5 protein-coding genes are annotated in these 20849 nt (G+C 35.0%); all 5 read right to left on the bottom strand.

The features are described from left to right. Nucleotides 1–6 precede the first annotated feature (6 nt). Nucleotides 7–1950, bottom strand: coding sequence for an RHS repeat domain-containing protein (locus AC2TDS_RS02835; protein WP_484737617.1), 1944 nt, complete (start codon nt 1948–1950; stop codon nt 7–9). A gap of 308 nt (nt 1951–2258) precedes the next feature. After that, nucleotides 2259–3020, bottom strand: a complete 762-nt coding sequence (locus AC2TDS_RS02840) for an RHS repeat-associated core domain-containing protein (RefSeq protein ID WP_484737618.1) — start codon at nt 3018–3020, stop codon at nt 2259–2261. A gap of 556 nt (nt 3021–3576) precedes the next feature. Further along, on the bottom strand, nt 3577–14073 hold the full coding sequence (locus tag AC2TDS_RS02845; RefSeq protein ID WP_484737619.1) for a DUF6443 domain-containing protein: 10497 nt from the start codon (nt 14071–14073) through the stop codon (nt 3577–3579). A 10-nt stretch (nt 14074–14083) separates the two neighbouring features. After that, nucleotides 14084–14824: a LolA3 family protein gene (locus AC2TDS_RS02850; protein ID WP_484737620.1), complete on the bottom strand. Its 741-nt coding sequence runs from the start codon at nt 14822–14824 to the stop codon at nt 14084–14086. Continuing rightward, on the bottom strand, nt 14811–20813 hold the full coding sequence (locus AC2TDS_RS02855) for a leucine-rich repeat domain-containing protein (RefSeq protein WP_484737621.1): 6003 nt from the start codon (nt 20811–20813) through the stop codon (nt 14811–14813). The genes AC2TDS_RS02850 and AC2TDS_RS02855 overlap by 14 nt, the downstream gene beginning before the upstream one ends. Nucleotides 20814–20849: the final 36 nt, after the last annotated feature.

Here is a 20849-nt window from a genome sequence, read left to right on the forward strand (position 1 = left end):
AATATTTTACTTGGACTTAGGCACAAGTACACCTTCTTTAAAAACATGCTCAATATCATCTAACCAAAAAGTAGTCTTGTCCATTAAATCTTTATTGTCCTTAATTATACGTAACTCTCGTGCTGTTATTAGATTTCTTTTAGAACTAAAATTAGACAAATCAAATCTAATTCCATCTGCATTTTTGGCTGCGTCGAAAAACGCTTGAAAGAATTTTATCTCACCACCGGCATTATAATTTTCTACACTCGTTAATCCATTTTTAAACCAAGCATCGTTATAATATGTAGTTGCCTTACCCTTATGCTTATAAAGATCTGCCTTTGTTCCTAAACCAATTATTCTTTTTGGGTTTTTTACTACTGAAAATAAAATGATTGGTTTTTTAGCATTAGCACTAGCAGTTTCAACCGTTTTTTCTGTTGTCGCAGCCAGCCCTTGGGCTCGCCCACTAGGACTTAACTTACTATTACTTGTACCAACATTTACCTTTTTAGCTATTAGTAATTGAGCTGGGGCATCATAAAAATCAAGAGTAGTTATTTTATCAAATGTATCACTAAGCTGTTGACTTGCTGGAGTTGTAGTATGATAATCAATTACTTCGTCCTTTGTTTTATCAAGTAATACAGAAGTATTAGTAATTACTTCGCCTAAAGTAACATCATTATACTCTCCTGTAATTAATTTACCTGCTGTATTAATTGCGTCAGAACTAGCATTATATCCCGCAATTAAAGTGTTATTAGCAACAAAACCAAAAATATTATCTACTGCATTATTAAACCTCTGCGATACAGAACCACCGCCTTTTATAAATACAGGTTTATTAGTTTTATATTTAGTCTTGTAAGGTGTAAATTCTAAACCTTCTAGCTCAATACCATCAATTACTCTATTTTCTGAAAAAGCATAAACCGAGTTATGTGCATATTTAGCAAACAACGGATCAATACTTAAGAAACGCCCAACTCTCGGGTCATGCATTCTAAACTTATAGTTAATCGAGTTTCCTTCACCCTTAACTTCATCGTCTTTCTCTTGCCCTTGGAAGCCATATCTATAAGAATCTGCTTGCCCATGCCTGTTAGGTACGAGCATACCAAAAGGATAGTAGTCATTATAGGCTACAATTTCAGGAATAAAACTTGGATCTTCTACAGGGGCTTCTATTGCTTGTATAAGAACATCATCAATATACAAGGTTTGTATTGCTCCTTTATATCCAGGGCTACTCAATTTAAAGATAAAGCTGTAGCTATCCGTGCTTTTTGGTGTAAATATGGTACTTACTACTCCGCTTTCGGTAACGAACGTTCCAAACTCTTTACTATTTCCTTTCCAGATACCGAATTCCAAAGGTACTGAAAATTTTGTTTTATCTACCGCAATACTAATGGCATAGTCTCTGCCTCCTTCTAATTGATACGACCCCTTAGCTCCTCTTGAATGTTTGGCTACATCTATTTTCAATCGCCCATTTTTTACAACTACTTTTTCCTTTTTACTGGTGGGTTTCCAAAGGGCTTTATCATTATTATCAAATGAAGTGGCGTATATTTCATTTTCATGGTCCTCACTGCCTTGTTTGGTTACCGCAACTTCATTAATATAGAAGGTTTGTGCTTCTCCTTTATATTTTTTCTTTTTAATTCTGAATGTAAAACGATATACACTTGTTTTGGTTGGTACAAAAGTGGTTTTTATCAATCCATCTTCAGCTACTATAGTGCTGAAATCTGGTTTTTTACGCGGTCGCCATATACGAAACTCTAATGGTACTGTAAGTTGACTAATATCAACAGGAACCGTTATGGTATACTCTTTATTAGCTTCAAGTTGGTAGTATCCTGTTACACCATTGTGATGCTTGGCGTTAGATACTGAACTCCTTAAACGTATTGAGCTAGTTTCTAAACTTACTCCTAAAGAAAAAGAGCATATATACATTACTATTGATGCGCTTATTAGAGATTTTAACGCTAAAAAAGCTTACTCCTAAGAAACAACAAAAAAACTACCTCAAAAACCAATGTAAGGTAGCTTTTATATCTATTAATTCTTATTACTTACTTATATACGCCACGAGAAAGATTCTCGCGGGAGTACTTACTTTGGCATTCGCGCGCCATCGGGGCATACTCTTAAAACACAGAAAAACTACCTCACACTTTAATGTAAAGTAGTTCTTTTATATTATACCCTGCTTACTCATACTCGGCACTCGTTACAAACGAGCGCGAGCGGGGGAAAACTGATCATTGTAACCGCTCACTCATAACCGCCACTAGTTGTAAACTAGCGGGAGCGGGGGATTTTGAGACTATTGATGCTTTATCAAAAATATGAATTCCAATATCAGATATACCTGAAATTTCATCACTTTTATAGTATGCTTTCAGAGCTTCAATACCATTAAGCTCTAAAACTTTAACACTACTGGTTACAGCTTTTGCACCTGAAGCACTACCTAATATCCTTGAATAGTCTGCTTCACCTTTACCTACAGATAATGTATACTTTAATTCAGTTGAAGTGTTATCTACAACAGAGTTCACAATATGTCGACCCATTGCTCTAATATCTTCTGAAGTTGATCTTGGTGGTATCGGATCAAATCTAATCCACTTTCCTTTACCTGGATTAAAATACCTATGCCTATCTACTCCTTCACTATCCGAATCACTCAATACCCACCATCCTTGTACTTTTGCTAAATGTGAACCATTTTGATAAAAATCTCCAAAAGAATCATAACCTTCATTTGATGACCACTGATATTTTGGTATTTGAGGCTCCAAACCTTCTAACTCTATCATATCAATAACTCTATTTCCACTGAATGAATACGGACTATAATATGGGTATTTCCCTGATAAAGGATCTACCGCAAAGAACCTCCCCACTCTAGGGTCATGCATTCTAAACTTGTAATTAACCGAGTTCCCTTCCCCTTTTACTTCATCATCCTTCTCTTGCCCTTGGAAGCCGTAGCGGGAGTTCACAATACGTCCACCCATTGCGGATTAATCTTTGCTTATAAATCTATTAGCCATTTTATCTCCCATTACTCCTAGGAAAAATGATATAATAATATCGTACCACACAATAGTACCAATAAAACGATAAAAAGTAAAATATCTGTAAATGAAATAGCCAGTAAACAAACCATACTTCAAAAAATAATAAATTATATTTTTCATAATGAAAGAGTGTCTATAATATTTTTATTCTTAATCTCTTCTTTTAAAATCATCCTTGATCTTTTCGGGTTTTTTGATGATAATTCTACTTTATAATATTTACTTTTCAAACATTCTTCTTCGAAATCACAATTAATCTGACTTGTATTCTTGTATATATTAGATTTAAATTTATAGCTATATTCTATATAACATCTAGTCCTTACATGCTTCACTCTAATAACTTTCCCTACAGTAAAAACTTTATTATTTGTTATATCATTATTATAAACATATATTATAACTCCTAAAACAAGTGAGAAAATCACAAACATGATAAACGTAATATCTTCCTTTAATAACTTCATGAAATCAAATTTATCTAAACCCACTTTTATGGATTTTTATCATCTTTACTATGTTTTTTTACAAAATCATTAATTGATTTATCTAATTCTTTAGAAAGACCATTTATTTCATCTCCTAAAATATTTTCAAAAGCCTCAACAGAAGCATTTGTAACTCCATAAGCAGTTTCAGTAAGTACTTTTTCAAAACTACTCAATTTCCAATCAGGTTTGGTAAAACCTTTCCACTTTCCAAAAACTTTATCTCCTAAAGTATTTGTAACTACATTCGTAAAAACCTGATTAACTGGCTCAAAACTAACCCCTTTTTCTATATTTATTGATATAAAAGATTCTCCTAAAATAGACCCAAAACCAGAAAACATTCCACTGAATAAAGGATCAGCGTAATCAACAGCTCTAATATCTCCTCCGTTTGTAACTAGCTGTCCTGCAATATTAGCTCCAGCATTTATTAATCCATCTTTCCAACTATTCGTAACTAAAAACCCTGAGCTAAAATAAGAAGCCCAAACTGGTCCTGAGTTAGCTAACATAGACAATTCGCTAGCTGCAAATCCCATTGCTGCAGGGGTTGCTACAATACCTCCTACTACTACGTAAGGACCAACTGCTCCAACACCTGTTGCTGCAGCAATTATTCTCGTTCCTTGTATCGTTTTATCAAGATTCTTACTATTTATATCTCTAAAGTTTTGAGCTTCCATAATAGCTTTATCATCTCCTGTACTCATCGCTTTTTCTTCATACTCGTTTATACTTGACCTAGCAAACCCAAATACACTATTAATTCCTATTTCAATTCTCATTTTCATAGTATCAAAGAAATTCAATTTTTTTGACTCCAATCCTTCTAATTCAATAGCATCAACAACTCTATTCTCGCTAAATGCATAAGGACTATTCCAAGGGTAAGAAGCAATCAAAGGGTCTTCTGCAAAGAACCTCCCCACACGTGGATCATGAATTCTAAACTTGTAGTTGATGCTATTACCTTCTCCTTTAACTTCATCATCTTTCTCCTGTCCCTGGAAGCCATACCTATAACTATCCGCCTGTCCATGCCTATTAGGCACGAGCATCCCAAAAGGATAGTAGTCATTATAGGCTACAATTTCAGGAATAAAACTTGGATCTTCTACAGGGGCTTCTATTGCTTGTATAAGAACATCATCAATATACAAGGTTTGTATTGCTCCTTTATATCCAGGGCTACTCAATTTAAAGATAAAGCTGTAGCTGTCCGTGCTTTTTGGTGTAAATATGGTACTGACTACTCCGCTTTCGGTAACGAACGTTCCAAACTCTTTACTATTTCCTTTCCAGATACCGAATTCCAAAGGTACTGAAAATTTTGTTTTATCTACCGCAATACTAATGGCATAGTCTCTGCCTCCTTCTAATTGATACGCCCCCTTAGCTCCTCTTGAATGTTTGGCTACATCTATTTTCAATCGCCCATTTTTTATAACTACTTTTTCCTTTTTACTGGTGGGTTTCCAAAGGGCTTTATCATTATTATCAAATGAAGTGGCGTATATTTCATTTTCATGGTCCTCACTTCCTTGTTTGGTTACCGCAACTTCATTAATATAGAAGGTTTGTGCTTCTCCTTTATATTTTTTCTTTTTAATTCTGAATGTAAAACGATATACACTTGTTTTGGTTGGTACAAAAGTGGTTTTTATCAATCCATCTTCAGCTACTATAGTGCTGAAATCTGGTTTTTTACGCGGTCGCCATATACGAAACTCTAATGGTACTGTAAGTTGACTAATATCAACAGGAACCGTTATGGTATACTCTTTATTAGCTTCAAGTTGGTAGTATCCTGTTACACCATTGTGATGCTTGGCGGTTACCACTTTTAAGCGTTCATTTTCTATACTGATACTTTGGGTTTTTGTTGAGGCTTCCCAAAACGAAATATCTTCAGGGTTTGAAAATGTAGTGGTGTATACAGCACTGGCTTTTGCAATTTTACTTACTTTTTCAATTACTAAATTGCTCGCTAACCCTGTAAAGTCAACATCAGGTGAGTAGAAAATTAGGTGTAATACCTTATTTTCTGTTACCTCAAATTCTATTTGCTGTTTGTCATTTCTTACACTGGTTTCGTACTTAATTCCTTCATCATTACTAAGATCTCGATCGGATGTGAGTGCCATAAAAACTTCACCATCTTCTACTGTTGAGAGTTCAGAAACATTGAACCTAATACGATAATTACCAGGGGCATAGTCATATGACCCAATTGTCATTTTCTGACCTTCTGTGTTTATAACTAACTGTGCGTCTTCTACCTCGGCGCCTTCCCAACGGAACTCGCTAAAATCATCGGTTACCGTTGTGTAATTCTGTATAACTCGACGAGCGCCTGAAACAAATTTACGATCTGAAATTACATTGATAACGTTTCCTAAATGATTGCTTAACTCGTAACGCTTATTTCCTACTTCTCTCGAATAGTCTTCTCGTGTAACCGTTTCTTTTCCTCCTTCAAATTCAATATTATTGTTAACGATTCCTAATCGAGAGCTACCGTATAAATGCTGTTCTTCTAGCGTAAATTTCTCATCGCTCTCTCTAGCCGTATTTTTATAAACAGCTAACACATTGCCTTGAGCATCTCGCATGTAATAGGTAGTTACCGTGGGGCTACCCTTACCTAATCCTTCAACTTTTTTAGACAATCTATTGCCTAAACCATCGTACGTAAAACTTATGTTTTGAACATAATCGTCTACTCTTTTTCGAATTGATTTTACCTTTCCGCTAACCGTCCAATCAATATGTTCAATACCTTCGGTTTGATCTTTTATTAACTGACCTATTTCATCGTATATATAGTTATGTGAATCCCTTTCACTTGAGGCATACGTTATTCCTAATTCTTCTAATTGTTCTGCTTGATCATCTATATCTGAGCTAAAGTTATTTGAATTACCCGCGTCTCTTACCAGCGTTAATTGGTTGTTTTTAACTCCAGTAACTGCATCTTGATCATACTCATAGGTGAACTTATCCATCTCATGTACCCCATCACTACCAAAAGCTTCTCTTTTTAGCTTTTTTAAGTTTCCATTGCGGTCGTAACTATATTTCGTTTGAAGACTCTCAAGGTTTTCAACAGCATTCCCTTCTACAAAATACGCATCCATTTGTTTGATACGGTTTAACTGATCGTATTGATATTGGTTATAGGCCGTTGCTAAAGGGGTGTTTTCAAGGTTTTGCATGTTGGTAACCATTGATTTTATGTTACCATTATACAGGTTGTTTGGATTGTGTGTTAACTCACTACTGGTGGTTACCTCGAAATAATCATTGATACTTGCCTTACGAGGTTCATAATCTTCTGCATAATACGCTAGTGAATAGTTATAAGCATCTTCAGCTACTTTATTAGAACCTGCACCATCTTTACCGAAATCTTTTTCAGGGTGTAACGTTTCTCCGTTTACGCTTTTTAACCATCCTTGTAGTGTATAGGTATAATCAACTCCTTGTACTTGCTTATCGCCAATTATGGTTCTTGCCAACGGACCATGGTCATAGTAGGTATACGCCGCTTCATTATCCCAAATAACACCATCTTTCGAGGTTTGAACACTCACGATTCTATTGTCGGCATCGTATTGGTATTGATGAATAAATTGATCTTTCTGATCTTTTTGGTAAATTACCTTATTCACATTACCACTAATTAAATCATAATCGTACTCAGTAATTTTTACTGATTGATTCAGTTTACTAAGCGCTTTATCGTTAATTTTAATCGCTACTTTTTCTACATTCCCATGTACATCATAGCTATAAAAAATAGCATTTTCATAATTTGAAAAATTAGGATCTTCATAATATGTATCATAGTGAGCAATTGCTACTACCCTATTACGTAGATTTCTCTGCACGATAGGCGATTCAGCACTCTCTGGTAAATAATCGTAAATAGTTTTGCTTACTTCTCTTTTAGAAACTATTGTTTTATCAAAGTTCTCCACTTGTTCTGTTGAACCATGTAATGTTTTTTCTAGCTTCCCTAATTGATTAATGCCGTACGAAACCCCATCTCCCAAATTATTGGGACTTAATTCTCCTGCCTCAACAATTCTTCCTAAAACATCGTATTCTGTATAACTAAACGCACCTCCTGCTGTCTCAGAAGCAGCTTGTTTTGCATTTTGAGACGCTATAATACGCCCTAAATGATCATACGCAAATTTAGTCTCTCCTCCGTCAGGTGTATTTTGCCACACTAATTGATTTAGTGAGTTATAACGGTACTGGGTTTTAAATGTATGGTTTTGATCAACTCTATCTACTCCTTCTGGCGGTACGGTTTGTACTAAATTACCCGCCTGATCGTAATAATATAAGGTATATTGATATTCTTTATCTTTATACTCCATTTGTAAAGACTCATCGGCAGCTTCTAACGCTTGTTTTGTATAGGTACGTATAAAACGATCTCTTTCTTCTGCTAAATAGTTTAGGTAATTATCACTGGTATAGGTATTTAATAGATTTTCTGCTAAGTCGACACAAATGGGTCTTGGTACAGGCACCTCTATACCGGTTGGTGTTAGAGCTTTCGGTGGACATACATCTGGGTTGTTTTTACGGTATTCTATATTAACGTAGTTAACCCATCTTCTTTTTTCTGTAATCGACGTATCTTCTAAATAAACTTTGTATTCAGCTATTACTGACGACATCTTTTCGTACCCGTAATTTAAATAGGTATTCCCAAACTGATTTAAGGATACAAAGTATTTGTTTTCTGTTGTTCTTCCGTGCTCTTGATCTAGAGGTAGTATCTTTTCTAAGTATTCGATATAATCGTTTACGATATAACCAAAATTCATGGCACAGAAATAGTTTCTTCCCTCTAAATCAAGATCTCTAAAATCATCGCCTAAAACATAGCCTTCTATATTGGTTGTTATTTGTAAGGTCTCAGTGCCATATGGATCTACCAGCTCTTCTTTTTGTACCTCTAACTTGTCTTTAAAAACAGCATACGCAGTATCACAACTTACCGGTTCTACAGGCTGTGGTATACAATCACAACCATTATTGATCGTAATTATATCGGGGTTAGTTTCCTCCTCACTAATAACTGTTCGTTCGTCTAATAAATTTGCTCGATTTAATAAACTTCGAGCAGTTTGAGCATATCGAGAATGGCTATTATTGTATACGGCATCGATACCCTCTTTGTTTATAATTGCACATAAATTCCCAAAACTAAAAGCATTATTTTCACTATCTTCTATATCCCTTGAAAAATTTATGAAAATATAAGTGGATTGCTCATCTCCTTGAGTGTCTTGATATAAAATCTCAAATCTCAAATGATCTGGGGCACCATATAATGAATAAAATTTAGAGCTTTTAACACTTATAATCTTAGAAATATCTAAAAAATTAAAGCTGTTATAATTTTGAAAATACATTTTATAGACTGTTTCATAATTTCCTAACTTTGAAACTATATAGAAACCTACTATATTTAGTTCAGATTCAAGTTTTTGAACATTTACAGTTATATCAAAATTTTCATCATGAGAACTATTTTGAAATTTACTTGTAAAATCGGAATATTTATTTAACGTAATATCTTTATGCGAGAAAGAATTATTAAGTGCTGAATAGTTCCATCCCTCAGGAATACTTATATAATTCGATTCAATTATTTCATTAAATACCCCTATCAAATCACTTTCAAATTCTAAGAGATTATCTGGATTATCAATACAATCAGGTATTGGTGACTCACAAGCATTTCCTATACCGTTATGATTATCATCGGCTTGATCAGGATTGATCACTTTGGGACAGTTATCACAAACATCTCCTACACCATCATTATCATAATCTTCTTGACCCGGGTTGGCTCTTTTAGGGCAATTATCACACGCATTTCCTACATTGTCTTTATCAGTATCACGGCTTTCAGGGCATGGATTGCCTAAATCACAGGCATTTCCTGTTCCATCGCCATCGGTATCATTCTGACTTGGATTGTATTTATCAGGACAATTGTCGCAGGCATTATCAACTCCATCTTCATCATTATCTAATCCGCTTTCATTTTCACAGCGATCACAAGGGGTAACATTGAGAAGACCTCCGTCTTTTACAGTGATAACATCACCAACAGCCGGGTCACCATCTACCGTATCATGCTCATCAACAAACCTACATTCTCCAATGGCCAAGGTTGTCGTACCCGTGAACACCACATCTCTAGGATTTTGATTTTCAATTGTTTTTGCTAATACCTTAAATTTATATACAATACTGTTATTTGGTTGTTCTTCATATCCTTGATAAAAAACATTTTTGAAGTTTTGTATGGACCATCCTGAACTTGCTGCCTCGATATTGTAGTCATTCCAGGAAAGACCCGTACCTGTAATATTTAATTTACAAATTTCTTTGCCTTGGATACGCAATGAAATTACAGATCCATTTACCTCACTAGATATGTTAATATCTTCACTTGGCTGGCCTCCTAGTGCTTCAAAAACACTATTGGTTACATACTGACCTTGATACCTTTCTTCAAAATCATCTAAGGCTAATACTTGATCTGTACCTGAGCTAATTTTATCGTTTACTATACCATCTAAAGTATATTCTAAATCATGAGCTAACGGGCATTTACCCGTTTGTACATATTGGTTATAAGCAACTTCGGCTCCATGTTCTTTGAAAGTGCCCTCTGGATTTCCCGAATCGTATAAATTATCGATAGGAATAAATCTTTTTACCCTGGTTCCCCATAAGTCACGACTTCCTTCACAATAAGAAGTAATCCCCTCAATCCAATTTGGTAGAAATTCACTATACTGCCATAAAACTTGGCGGTAATCATGATCATTAGGATTTTCTTCGGTATTCGTATTGCCAATACACCCATTATATAATTCTTTAGGCGCCGCATAATTATTTATAAATACGTATTGAATTCTCTTTTTTAAACTTATATAAAAATTACGGTAAGTTTGCCATACCTTATTTCTTTGAGATTCAGGCAATGCTTCTATTTCACTTAAACTTATATTAGAACCACCCGATGGAACATAGTTGCTAAGACCATTTTGAACAACTGTTATATAGGCCATTTTTAGCATATTTACCTGATAGTTATCGTCTGGTTTATCATCATCATAACTACTCTCCAAAGCAGTATCCATAATATTATTTCGCTTGTTAAAAATGGCTTCCTTTTCTTCTATATCATCTCTTATACGCCATTTAAAATAAGGGTCATTCTTCTTTATGGCTAGAGGGTCATCACTTAAAAACTCTATCCCTTCTTTTTTGGCAAGTTCGTATGTTTCTATCTGGCTTAAGTATGAATCATATTCATCAGAATTTAGCTTTCTTAACCCCGGATCAAATCTACCCTTAGACGTATTATAAACATTCATCTCAGTAACATACTTACAAGTAATTGCTGCATAGAAATAGTAACGAAATTCAGGATGATACACCAGTAATGATTTTGCCCATGAATCTTGCCAATACCCAAGAAAATCAGATAGATGTTTTAATTTATGTGGATAGACCCATTTTTTACCATCTCTTATAAAATAGGCATCCTCACTAATAGCCTCAGGCTCATTGTTTTCATTTACTTCAATTATAGAAGGCTCTCCATATTCATCTAAATACAATCTTGGTAATTGGGCTGATCCTTCATCAAAATCAATAATTTTAGGAGAACGCCAACCTCCTGGTAAAGGCAATTGATTGTCATCTCCCTCATTAAACACACTAAGTATCCAGGCATCTTGCTCAGGGTCAAGATCAGGGTCAGGCCCTGTTGCTCCATATTGACCCCCAGGGCTAATATCTAATAATAAAAGGGATTCGTTAATATCACAGCTATCAAATGACATCACTGTTGTATTACAAGACACCTCACAGGCGGCTACACCCTCAACAAAATCTTGTTTATAGGTTTTTGCAAGATTGGCTGCTAAGGTTTTTTGATTCTCTGGTAAATCAGTAGGTAATTGTAAAACCCCATCTACATAATCAAAATAATCTTCATACCCCTCCTTGTCAAAGTACAAACGCAACTGCTCGGTAATATATTCGAGTTGTGCTTCATCATAAGCCTCTTGTGTATACTCATAGGTAATGTTCTGATTAAAGTCTTCTATGATCCATAACTCATTCTGTTTAAGGCCGAAAACATTTAAACTTAAATTATCCCACTTCAACTCACCGTCTTGATAACTAATAATATCATCAGGATACAAATCTTCTAGCTCACCTAATACAAACTCATTTTGAGCAGCTATATAATGGTCATATGAATCTACCGGATAGGCAACAAAATGATCGTTTGAATCTTTATGAAAAATTGTCATTTTAACCCCATAATCAAATATGCACTGTTGACAGATGTCTAAACAACCTTTTATCGAAATATTAGGTGCAAAGGCATTCGGATCTACATAACAAGTACTCGTTGTGTCTTGTAGCTTTCCGATATATTGATCGGCAAAATAGTTTAATGAGTCTTTATTAACCTTTAAACTCTTAGTTACCGAATAACTCCCTATCTTTAAGTCGTTTACTGAATATTGCCTAACAAACCCTGGCTCTGTTAATGTGTCTTCACCTCCATCTACATATTCAACACCACACTCATCTAATACTGAAAAATTTAAATTGTACACAAACTTATAGGTACTAGAATCCTCAGCTCCACAATCGATTACATAATCTTTTTCCTTGGTAAAACTATAGTCAAAGGTAAAAACACTGTTATCTTCAACTGCTATTATTTCTCTGGTTGACAGTAGTGTATCATCTAAATTGGCTGGACTATAAGTACTCGACCATCGGTTATTTAAAATATCTGTTGTTAAACTATTATGTAGCTCTCCCTCGGCATCAACTTCATCTTTTAATGGGGTTAATGATGATGGGGAAGCCCCTCTTAGTGCTGTGGCTATTGTACGTCCTTGAGCATCAATATAACTTACGCTAACTTGTTTATTGGGGTCTATTACACTATTTTTTTTATAATGCTTTACATCACCAACATTGATTTCTCCAAATAAACGCGTTAATTCTTCCCTGCTGTTAGGAGTTTCATAAAAATACTTCATCTCATGACCAGTATCTAATTGATGTCGGTATCCAACTCCTCCTTTTCTTCGTATTCTTCCCGTATTATCTGGGGTATATTCTATTTGTGAAAAAGGATATCCCTTGGCCGTTGCTACTAAGTTTTGCCAGTTTTTATCCTGATTCTCTTCTACATTGGCTGAATAATACTTCCCTGCACCAATGGCTGTTGACATCGGTGATAACTGAGAATCACAATTACCTCCATCTAAATCAAAATCACGATAGGTATAAATTGCGTCTGCTGCATTTAAATTAAAATCATCATAAAATTTAACAATCGTATTATCGGTAGGTACTGGTAAAATCTCTACTGCCGGACGCCCTTGGAAATCATAAATAACCTCTCCTATGATAGCTTTATCGCTACTATTTATCTTTGTAACGGTTTGACGGTTTCTTAGTGTTCCGTCAAAATAACTCACAACTTCTTTTTTCTTCCCCTCTTCTGCAAATGACATTTGTAATTGCCAATTCTTTTTCGATTCTTCATGTGAAGCAACTACCGTGTTTGGCCAATCAGCTACTTTTTCTTTTACTATATCATGATGGCTCCATTTTCCGGTATACGTAACTTCTGGTTTCTCTAAAAAACGACCCACTGCCCTTACTCGAGCCAATACATATCCTGAATCATAAATATTCGGTATTGTATAACTCGTATCAGAAGTTTGAATACGGGTGTTATTATGGGCAAATTCTCTCTCGGTAAATGGAAGATCTTCTTTCTCTATTACTCCATCCGACGAAACATCTTCCTTGTAATTGTCAACCCATGTCCATTCTAAATGGTATTCTTCTGCCCCTGTTACTGGCAACCAGTTAAACCGTATGCTTGTATCATTCTCTATTTTGGATACTTCTAACGAGTAATTTGGACTCTGAGGTATCGGATCAATAACATCATTTACCGACCAAACCTTGATGTAAACATTACCGGGATTACCCGTGGTGATGTCTCCATTGCTATCATAACTTATATCTGTAACGGTAACCGCTGCACCGAATGATGCTATTTTATGAACAACCTTATCTATATAAGACGCTCCTATATCTACTTGATTATTGGTGACCTCTAAAGTTTTTGTATAAGATCCTGAACCGGGTACTTCTACGCCGAATTCATTGAGCTTGTTTACCTCTAGGGCTACCGTAGTAGTAATCTCTTCATACGGTGCTTGGTTGTTTAAAATGCCTATTTCAACATAGGTAACAAATGAAACAACTCTAGAATTGCTACTAGTTAGGTACGGTGAAACACTGGTGTATAATTTATCTTTTTCAACTAGTTCTTGTGAAAACAGTTCTACTCCAATTAAAAATAAGGGTAGAAAATACAGTAGTTTTAATTTATTTATTTTTGTCATAGTATTTTTTTTACATGTTAACTAACTCGTAACCCTTGTATTGGGGAGAAACAATTATTTCTTCTTTTGATTCTCTTACGTATCTATTGATGTTAAAAACTTTATTAGACACTGTAAAACCGCGTGTTTTATAATTGTTATAACTTACTTCAAGTTTAAATTTTGATAGATCTGGATTTCTGTAATCTTTCGAAAAGTTTATGTTTGAATAATAATGAAACGTCTGTCTTGTTATTAAATATGAATCTCGATTCATGCTAATGATTAATGAACTAAATGGAAGTTGCGTAATTGCTCCTTTGGGCGTGAATTCTAACTTAAAATACCTGTCGGTTTCTTCCAAAATCTTTACATCAACATATTTGTATAGCTCAGTCAAATCAATATCGAATTGATTTAATTGCTGTACTGAATCCGTGATTAACATCGCCTTTTCTTTATGATTGATCTTCAAATACTTCGAAGAGGTACTTACAATTTCTGATTCCCCTATTTTACTATACGTATTCCCTTGTTTCTTATAAAGAACTCCTGACATAGTCTCGTGAGCCTCTTTAGATTCAAGTCCTTTATATATTTTATAGGTAATATCAACCTGATACTCTTGATTCTTCTTTAAACGCTCTGCATAGGTATGCATAATATCAAGCGCCTTTGAATTCTGAGAGCTTACACCCATGGTTACCAACAAAACAACAACCGTTGTTAGTAAACCAGTGCTTATTTTAATTTTATGTTTAGTCCTTCGCATTACTTGATCTGGTTTCTTGAATAGTGAAAATTCCTTTTACTGTTTCTTTTTTTACCCGAACCAAACCCCCTTCTTTATCATACTCATAATAGGTAGCATAGTTATTCTCGTCTAATTCTGCCATCAATTTTTTCGTCTGATTATCATACACAAAACTCTTCATGCTCCCATTGAATGGATAAATTCTAATGTCGTCGAAATAACTCGTAATTGCTGGTGAGGTATTTTTTAATTCTATTACCAAATTATTAACCGCTGTCTCATCACTATTTTCATAACTTGCAATGGTAAAAACTCCTTCTATTCGCTGCCAACCATCAATGATATTTCCTTGTGGATAAAAATCTCCTATATGAATAGGCTCGGATAAGCTTCCTGATTCTAGGGCAACTGTATAAAGCCGAATTGCAGAGTTAGTATACGTCGGTGATCGTAAACCATCTGATGCATTCTCTTTTACCCAACCACTAACCATATATTTTTTCTCGTATAAGGGACGGAAAGACCCTCCTTTGGTGCTCTCTACTGCTTCTATTGAAACTGGATCAATCACAGGATCATCAACAACTTCAAGCGTAATAGAATTACGTGTTAGGGTTAAACCATCAACAACAGTATTGGTAGCAAAAAAATGATAAACACCTGCTTCAGAACGAGATACATCACTCAACACTAAAACTTTATCTGTCGCTCCTAAAATAGCAACACCGTCTTTATACCACTGATATGTATTGTTAGAGCTGGTTAAAACATTACTGGTAAATGTTATCGATTTTCCTAATTGAACACGCTTATTTGAAACTATATCTACCTTGGCTTGCGGCACATAATTAAAAACATCTAAATTTGATGTATACCTATCGAACTCTTGTTCAAAATCTTTGAATACAAAATTATTATGTTGGATTGAAAAATAATTCAAGTTTTGCTCAGCTAAAGATACCAGCTCAGAAGGAATACGTCCCGATAATTGATTGTTATTTAAAACTAAATATTTTAAATTGATAAGGTTTCCTAAAGAGCTAGGGATACTGCCTGTGAATTGATTGTCGTATAAATATAAATCCGTTAACTTGATAAAATTTCCAAAGAAATCAGGTATACCGCCTGATAGTTTATTGTTTCTTAAATTTAAGGTGCGTAAATGGATCAGATTCCTGAAGGAAGCAGGGATACTGCCTGAGAGCTGATTGTTTTGCATACTCAAACCTATTAAATTGGTAAGGTTTCCTAAAGAGCTAGGGATATCGCCTGTTAATTGATTATTATATAAATATAAAGCTGCTAAGTTGGTAAGGTTTCCTAAGGAAACAGGAATACTACCTGAAAGTTGGTTAGCATACAACAATAAATTAGATAACTTGGTGAGTTCCCCCAAAGACCCAGGAATACTACCTGTTAATCGATTATCATGCAATAATAAATCTGTTAAATTGATAAGATCGCCCAAAGATTCAGGAATAGTGCCTGCCAGACGATTATTTGCTAAATCTAATTCAATTACCTTCCCTTCGGTATCCACTGTAACCCCGTACCAATCACATACTGGCGTATCAAGACTCCAAGATTTATTGCCTGCTAGGGTGTTTTTCCATTGCGAGCCATTGCTAGACGTATACAAATCCCATAAAGCATTCTTCTCTGCAACTGACACACCACATAATGCTTCAGTTACCTCAAGAGTAATTGGCTCTCTTTCAATAATAAATTCAGGGCTTTCAGGAAATGTTGTGTTTTTTGCTTTTAAAACATATACATCCGCCGCATCATCCGTGACATTTTCCAAGACCAAATCCTTATTGATTGCTCCCGGAATGGCTACTCCGTCTTTATACCATTGATAAGTATTGTTTGGACTGGTTAAATCAAGACTAGTCAGTGTTACTGACCCTCCCGAGGTAACGGTTATATTTTCTTGAGTATCTACCTTGGCTTGCGGCACATAATTAAAAACATCTAAATTTGATGTATACCTATCGAATTCTTGTTCAAAATCTTTGAATACAAAAGCATTGTTTTCGATCCTAAAACTACTCAAGTTATGCTCGGCTAAAGATGCCAGCTCAGAAGGAATACGTCCCGATAATTGATTGTTATTTAAAAGTAAATTTTTTAAATTCGTAAGGTTCCCTAAAGAACTAGGGATACTACCTGAAAGTAGATTACTCCCTAAATTCAAGATACTTAAACGGTCAAGATTCCCAAATGAATCAGGAATACTACCTGAAAGTTGATTACCGTACAAATTTAAATCCGTTAAATTGGTAAGGTTTCCTAAGGAAGCGGGGATATTGCCTGTTAATTGATTACCGTGTAATGATAAGCTTTTTAAATTGGTAAAGCTCCCCAAAGATTCAGGAATACTGCCTGTTAATTGGTTACCAGACAATATTAAAGACTCTAATTTACTAAGGTTTCCTAATGAGCTAGGGATACTACCTGAGAGTTGGTTCTCTCCCAATATTAAAGCTTTTACATTGGTAAGGTTGCCGAAAGAATTAGGAATACTGCCTGACAGCTTATTATTATAAAAATGTAACTTTGTTAGATTGGTAAGCCCCCCCAAAGACTCAGGAATACTGCCTGTTAATTGATTACCATACAATGATAAATCTGTTAAATTGATAAGATCGCCCAAAGATTCAGGAATGGTGCCTGTCAGACCATTATTTGTTAAATGTAATTCAATTACCTTCCCTTCGGCATCCACTGTAACCCCGTACCAATCACATACTGGCGCATCAAGACTCCAAGATTTATTGCCTGCTAGGGTGTTCTTCCAATGTACCCCATTACTGGCTGTATACAAATCCCATAAAGCATTCTTCTCTGCAACTGACACACCACATAATGCTTCAGTTACCTCAAGAGTAATTGGCTCTCTTTCAATAATAAATTGAGGGCTTTCAGGGAATGCTGTGTTTTTTGCTTGTAAAGTATATACACCCGCCGCATCATCTGTGATATTTTCCAAGACCAAATCCTTATTGATTGCTCCCGGAATCGGAACTCTGTCTTTATACCACTGATATGTATTGTTGGCGCTGGTTAAAACAAAACTAGTGAGTGTTACTGATCCTCCCGACGCAACAACTATATTTTCTTGAGTATCTACCTTGGCTTGTGGAACATACCTAAAAGCATCAAAATTCGACTGATATGTGTCAAACTCTTGTTCAAAATCTTTGAATACAAAATTATTATGTTGGATTGAAAAATAATTCAAGTTTTGATCGGCTAAAGATGCCAACTCAGAAGGAATAGGGCCTGTTAATTGGTTACTCTGTAAATAGAAATGTGTTAAATTGGTAAGATTACCTAAAGAACTAGGGATACTGCCTGTTAATTGATTATTATATAAATATAAAAGTGTTAAATTTGTGAGACCCCCTAAAGAACTGGGAATACTGCCTGTTAATTGATTATAGTACAACTTTAAGTCTCGTAAATTAGTAAGCTCTCCTAAAGAACTAGGAATACTACCTGAGAGTTGATTTTGATACAACTCTAAAGATACTAAGTTAATAAGGTTCCCTAATGAACTAGGGATACTGCCTGAGAGTTGATTGCTAGATAACAATAATTTACTTAAATTAGTGAGATTTCCTAAGGAAGAGGGGATACTACCTGAAAATTGATTGGCTCTCAATGATAAGTTTCTTAAACTGGAGAGTTCTCCTAAAAAACTAGGAATGTCACCTGAGAGTTGATTAGTGTGTAAATATAAATATGTTAACTTGGTAAGGTTATCTAAAGAGCTAGGAATACCATCTGTCAATTGATTATTGTATAAATATAAACCTGTTAAATTGGTAAGATTTCCAAAGGAAGCAGGGATGCTGCCCGTGAATTGGTTATTAGCCAAACTCAAAACTGTTAAATTGGTAAGATTGCCTAAAGATTCAGGAATGGTACCTGCTAGGTCATTATTTGCTAAATCTAATTCAATTACCTTCCCTTCGGCATCCACTGTAACCCCGTACCAATCACATACTGGCGCATCAAGATTCCAAGATTTATTGCCTGCTAGGGTGTTCTTCCAATCTACCCCATTACTGGCCGTATACAAATCCCATAAAGCATTCTTCTCTGCAACTGACACACCACATAATGCTTCAGTTACCTCAAGAGTAATTGGCTCTCTTTCAATAATAAATTCAGGGCTTTCAGGGAATGTTGTATTTTTTGCTTTTAAAACATATACACCCGCCGCATCATCCGTGACATTTTCCAAGACCAAATCCTTATTGATTGCTCCCGGAACCGGAACTCCATCTTTATTCCACTGATAAGTATTGTTGGGACTGGTTAAAATAAGACTAGTGAGTGTTACTGACCCTCCCGAAGCAACGGTTATATTTTCTTGAGTATCTACCTTAGCTTGCGGAGCATACGAAAAAGTACTAATAATATTCGACTGATATGTGTTGAACTCTTGTTCAAAATCTTTGAACACAAAAGCATTGTTTTGGATCGAAAAATAATTCAAGTTTTGATCGGTTAAAGATACCAGCTCAGAAGGAATACGACCCGATAATTGATTGCCAGCTAAAAGTAAATTCCTTAAATTGGTAAGGTTTCCTAAAGAACTAGGGATACTGCCTGAGAGTTGATTATTATATAAATATATATCTGTTAACTTGATAAGATTTCCTAAGGAAGCAGGGATATCTCCTGTTAATTGATTGTTTTGCATCCTTAAACTTATTAAATTGATAAGGCTACCGAAAGAGTCAGGGATATCTCCTGTTAATTGATTATTATATAAATGCAAAGTATTTAAATTGATAAGATTTCCTAAGGAAGCAGGGATATCTCCTGTTAATTGATTATTATATAAATATAAAGTTCTTAAGTTGGTAAGGTTTCCGAAGGAAGCAGGAATAATGCCTGTGAATTGATTATTATATAAATATAAATGTCCTAAGTTGGTAAGGTTTCCTAAAGAGCTAGGGATACTGCCTGTGAATTGATTACCATGTAATAATAAATTTGTTAAATTGGTAAGGTTTCCTAAAGAACTAGGAATACTTGTGAATTGATTAGAATATAAATATAAACTTGTTAAGTTGGTAAGGTTTCCTAAGGAAGCAGGGATACTGCCTGTAAATTGATTATTATTTAAATCTAAATATTTTAAATTGGTAAGATTTCCTAAAAAGCTAGGGATACTGCCTGTGAATTGATTACCATGTAATAATAAACTTGTTAAATTGGTAAGGTTTCCTAAAAAACTAGGAATACTGCCTGTGAATTGATTATTATATAAATATAAATGTCTTAAGTTGGTAAGGTTTCCGAAGGAAAGAGGGATACTGCTTGTTAATTGATTATTTTGTAAACTGATATATTGTAATCTAGTAAGATCACCCAAAGATTCAGGAATGGTGCCTGCCAAATCATTATTTGTTAAAATTAATCTAATTACCTTCCCTTCGGTATCCACTGTAACCCCGTACCACTCCGATACTGGGGTATCAAGAGACCAGGGCTTATTATTTGCTAGTGTATTTTTCCATTGCGAGCCATTGGTACTATTGTACAAGTCCCACAAAGCATCTATTTCTTCCTGTGGTGCGCGCGCAGTGACCAAAGATCGACGCTGGGGTTTGCCCATGGCAGTTGTAAAAGATAGTTTTTTATAAAATCGATCTTCTTGACAACGAAGTTTAACATATACTTCATAAGTCGTATTGGCTTTCAAACCACCCGCAAAAACAATAGCTGTTTTAGTTTGTGCTTCGTAAACTACCTGACTTCTATTAGTAGGGCTAAATCCTTGTTTCCCTACTTTTACCACATATTCTTGTTCCGCTATGTCTGTATCATACCAGTGAATTACTGCATAATGATCACCTACTTCCATTGTATTCACCTGATCCACCAAAGCATGTTTACAAGGCAATGATGGCGCATCTTGTCCTATTACCTGAGTATAGCCAAGTAAAAGAAAACAGATAACTATGTATTGTTGTATGTTGTTTTTCATTTCAAAATTTTTCAACTGTTTCATTATTCTTCTCAC

The sequence above is a fragment of the Tenacibaculum profundicola genome, assembly GCF_057220795.1.

What these genes read in the sequence shown, in the direction of transcription:
- AC2TDS_RS02835 (WP_484737617.1), bottom strand. Translation starts at nt 1,950, where the DNA reads ATGTATATATGCTCTTTTTCTTTAGGAGTAAGTTTAGAAACTAGCTCA.
- AC2TDS_RS02840 (WP_484737618.1), bottom strand. Translation starts at nt 3,020, where the DNA reads ATGGGTGGACGTATTGTGAACTCCCGCTACGGCTTCCAAGGGCAAGAG.
- AC2TDS_RS02845 (WP_484737619.1), bottom strand. Translation starts at nt 14,073, where the DNA reads ATGACAAAAATAAATAAATTAAAACTACTGTATTTTCTACCCTTATTT.
- AC2TDS_RS02850 (WP_484737620.1), bottom strand. Translation starts at nt 14,824, where the DNA reads ATGCGAAGGACTAAACATAAAATTAAAATAAGCACTGGTTTACTAACA.
- AC2TDS_RS02855 (WP_484737621.1), bottom strand. Translation starts at nt 20,813, where the DNA reads ATGAAAAACAACATACAACAATACATAGTTATCTGTTTTCTTTTACTT.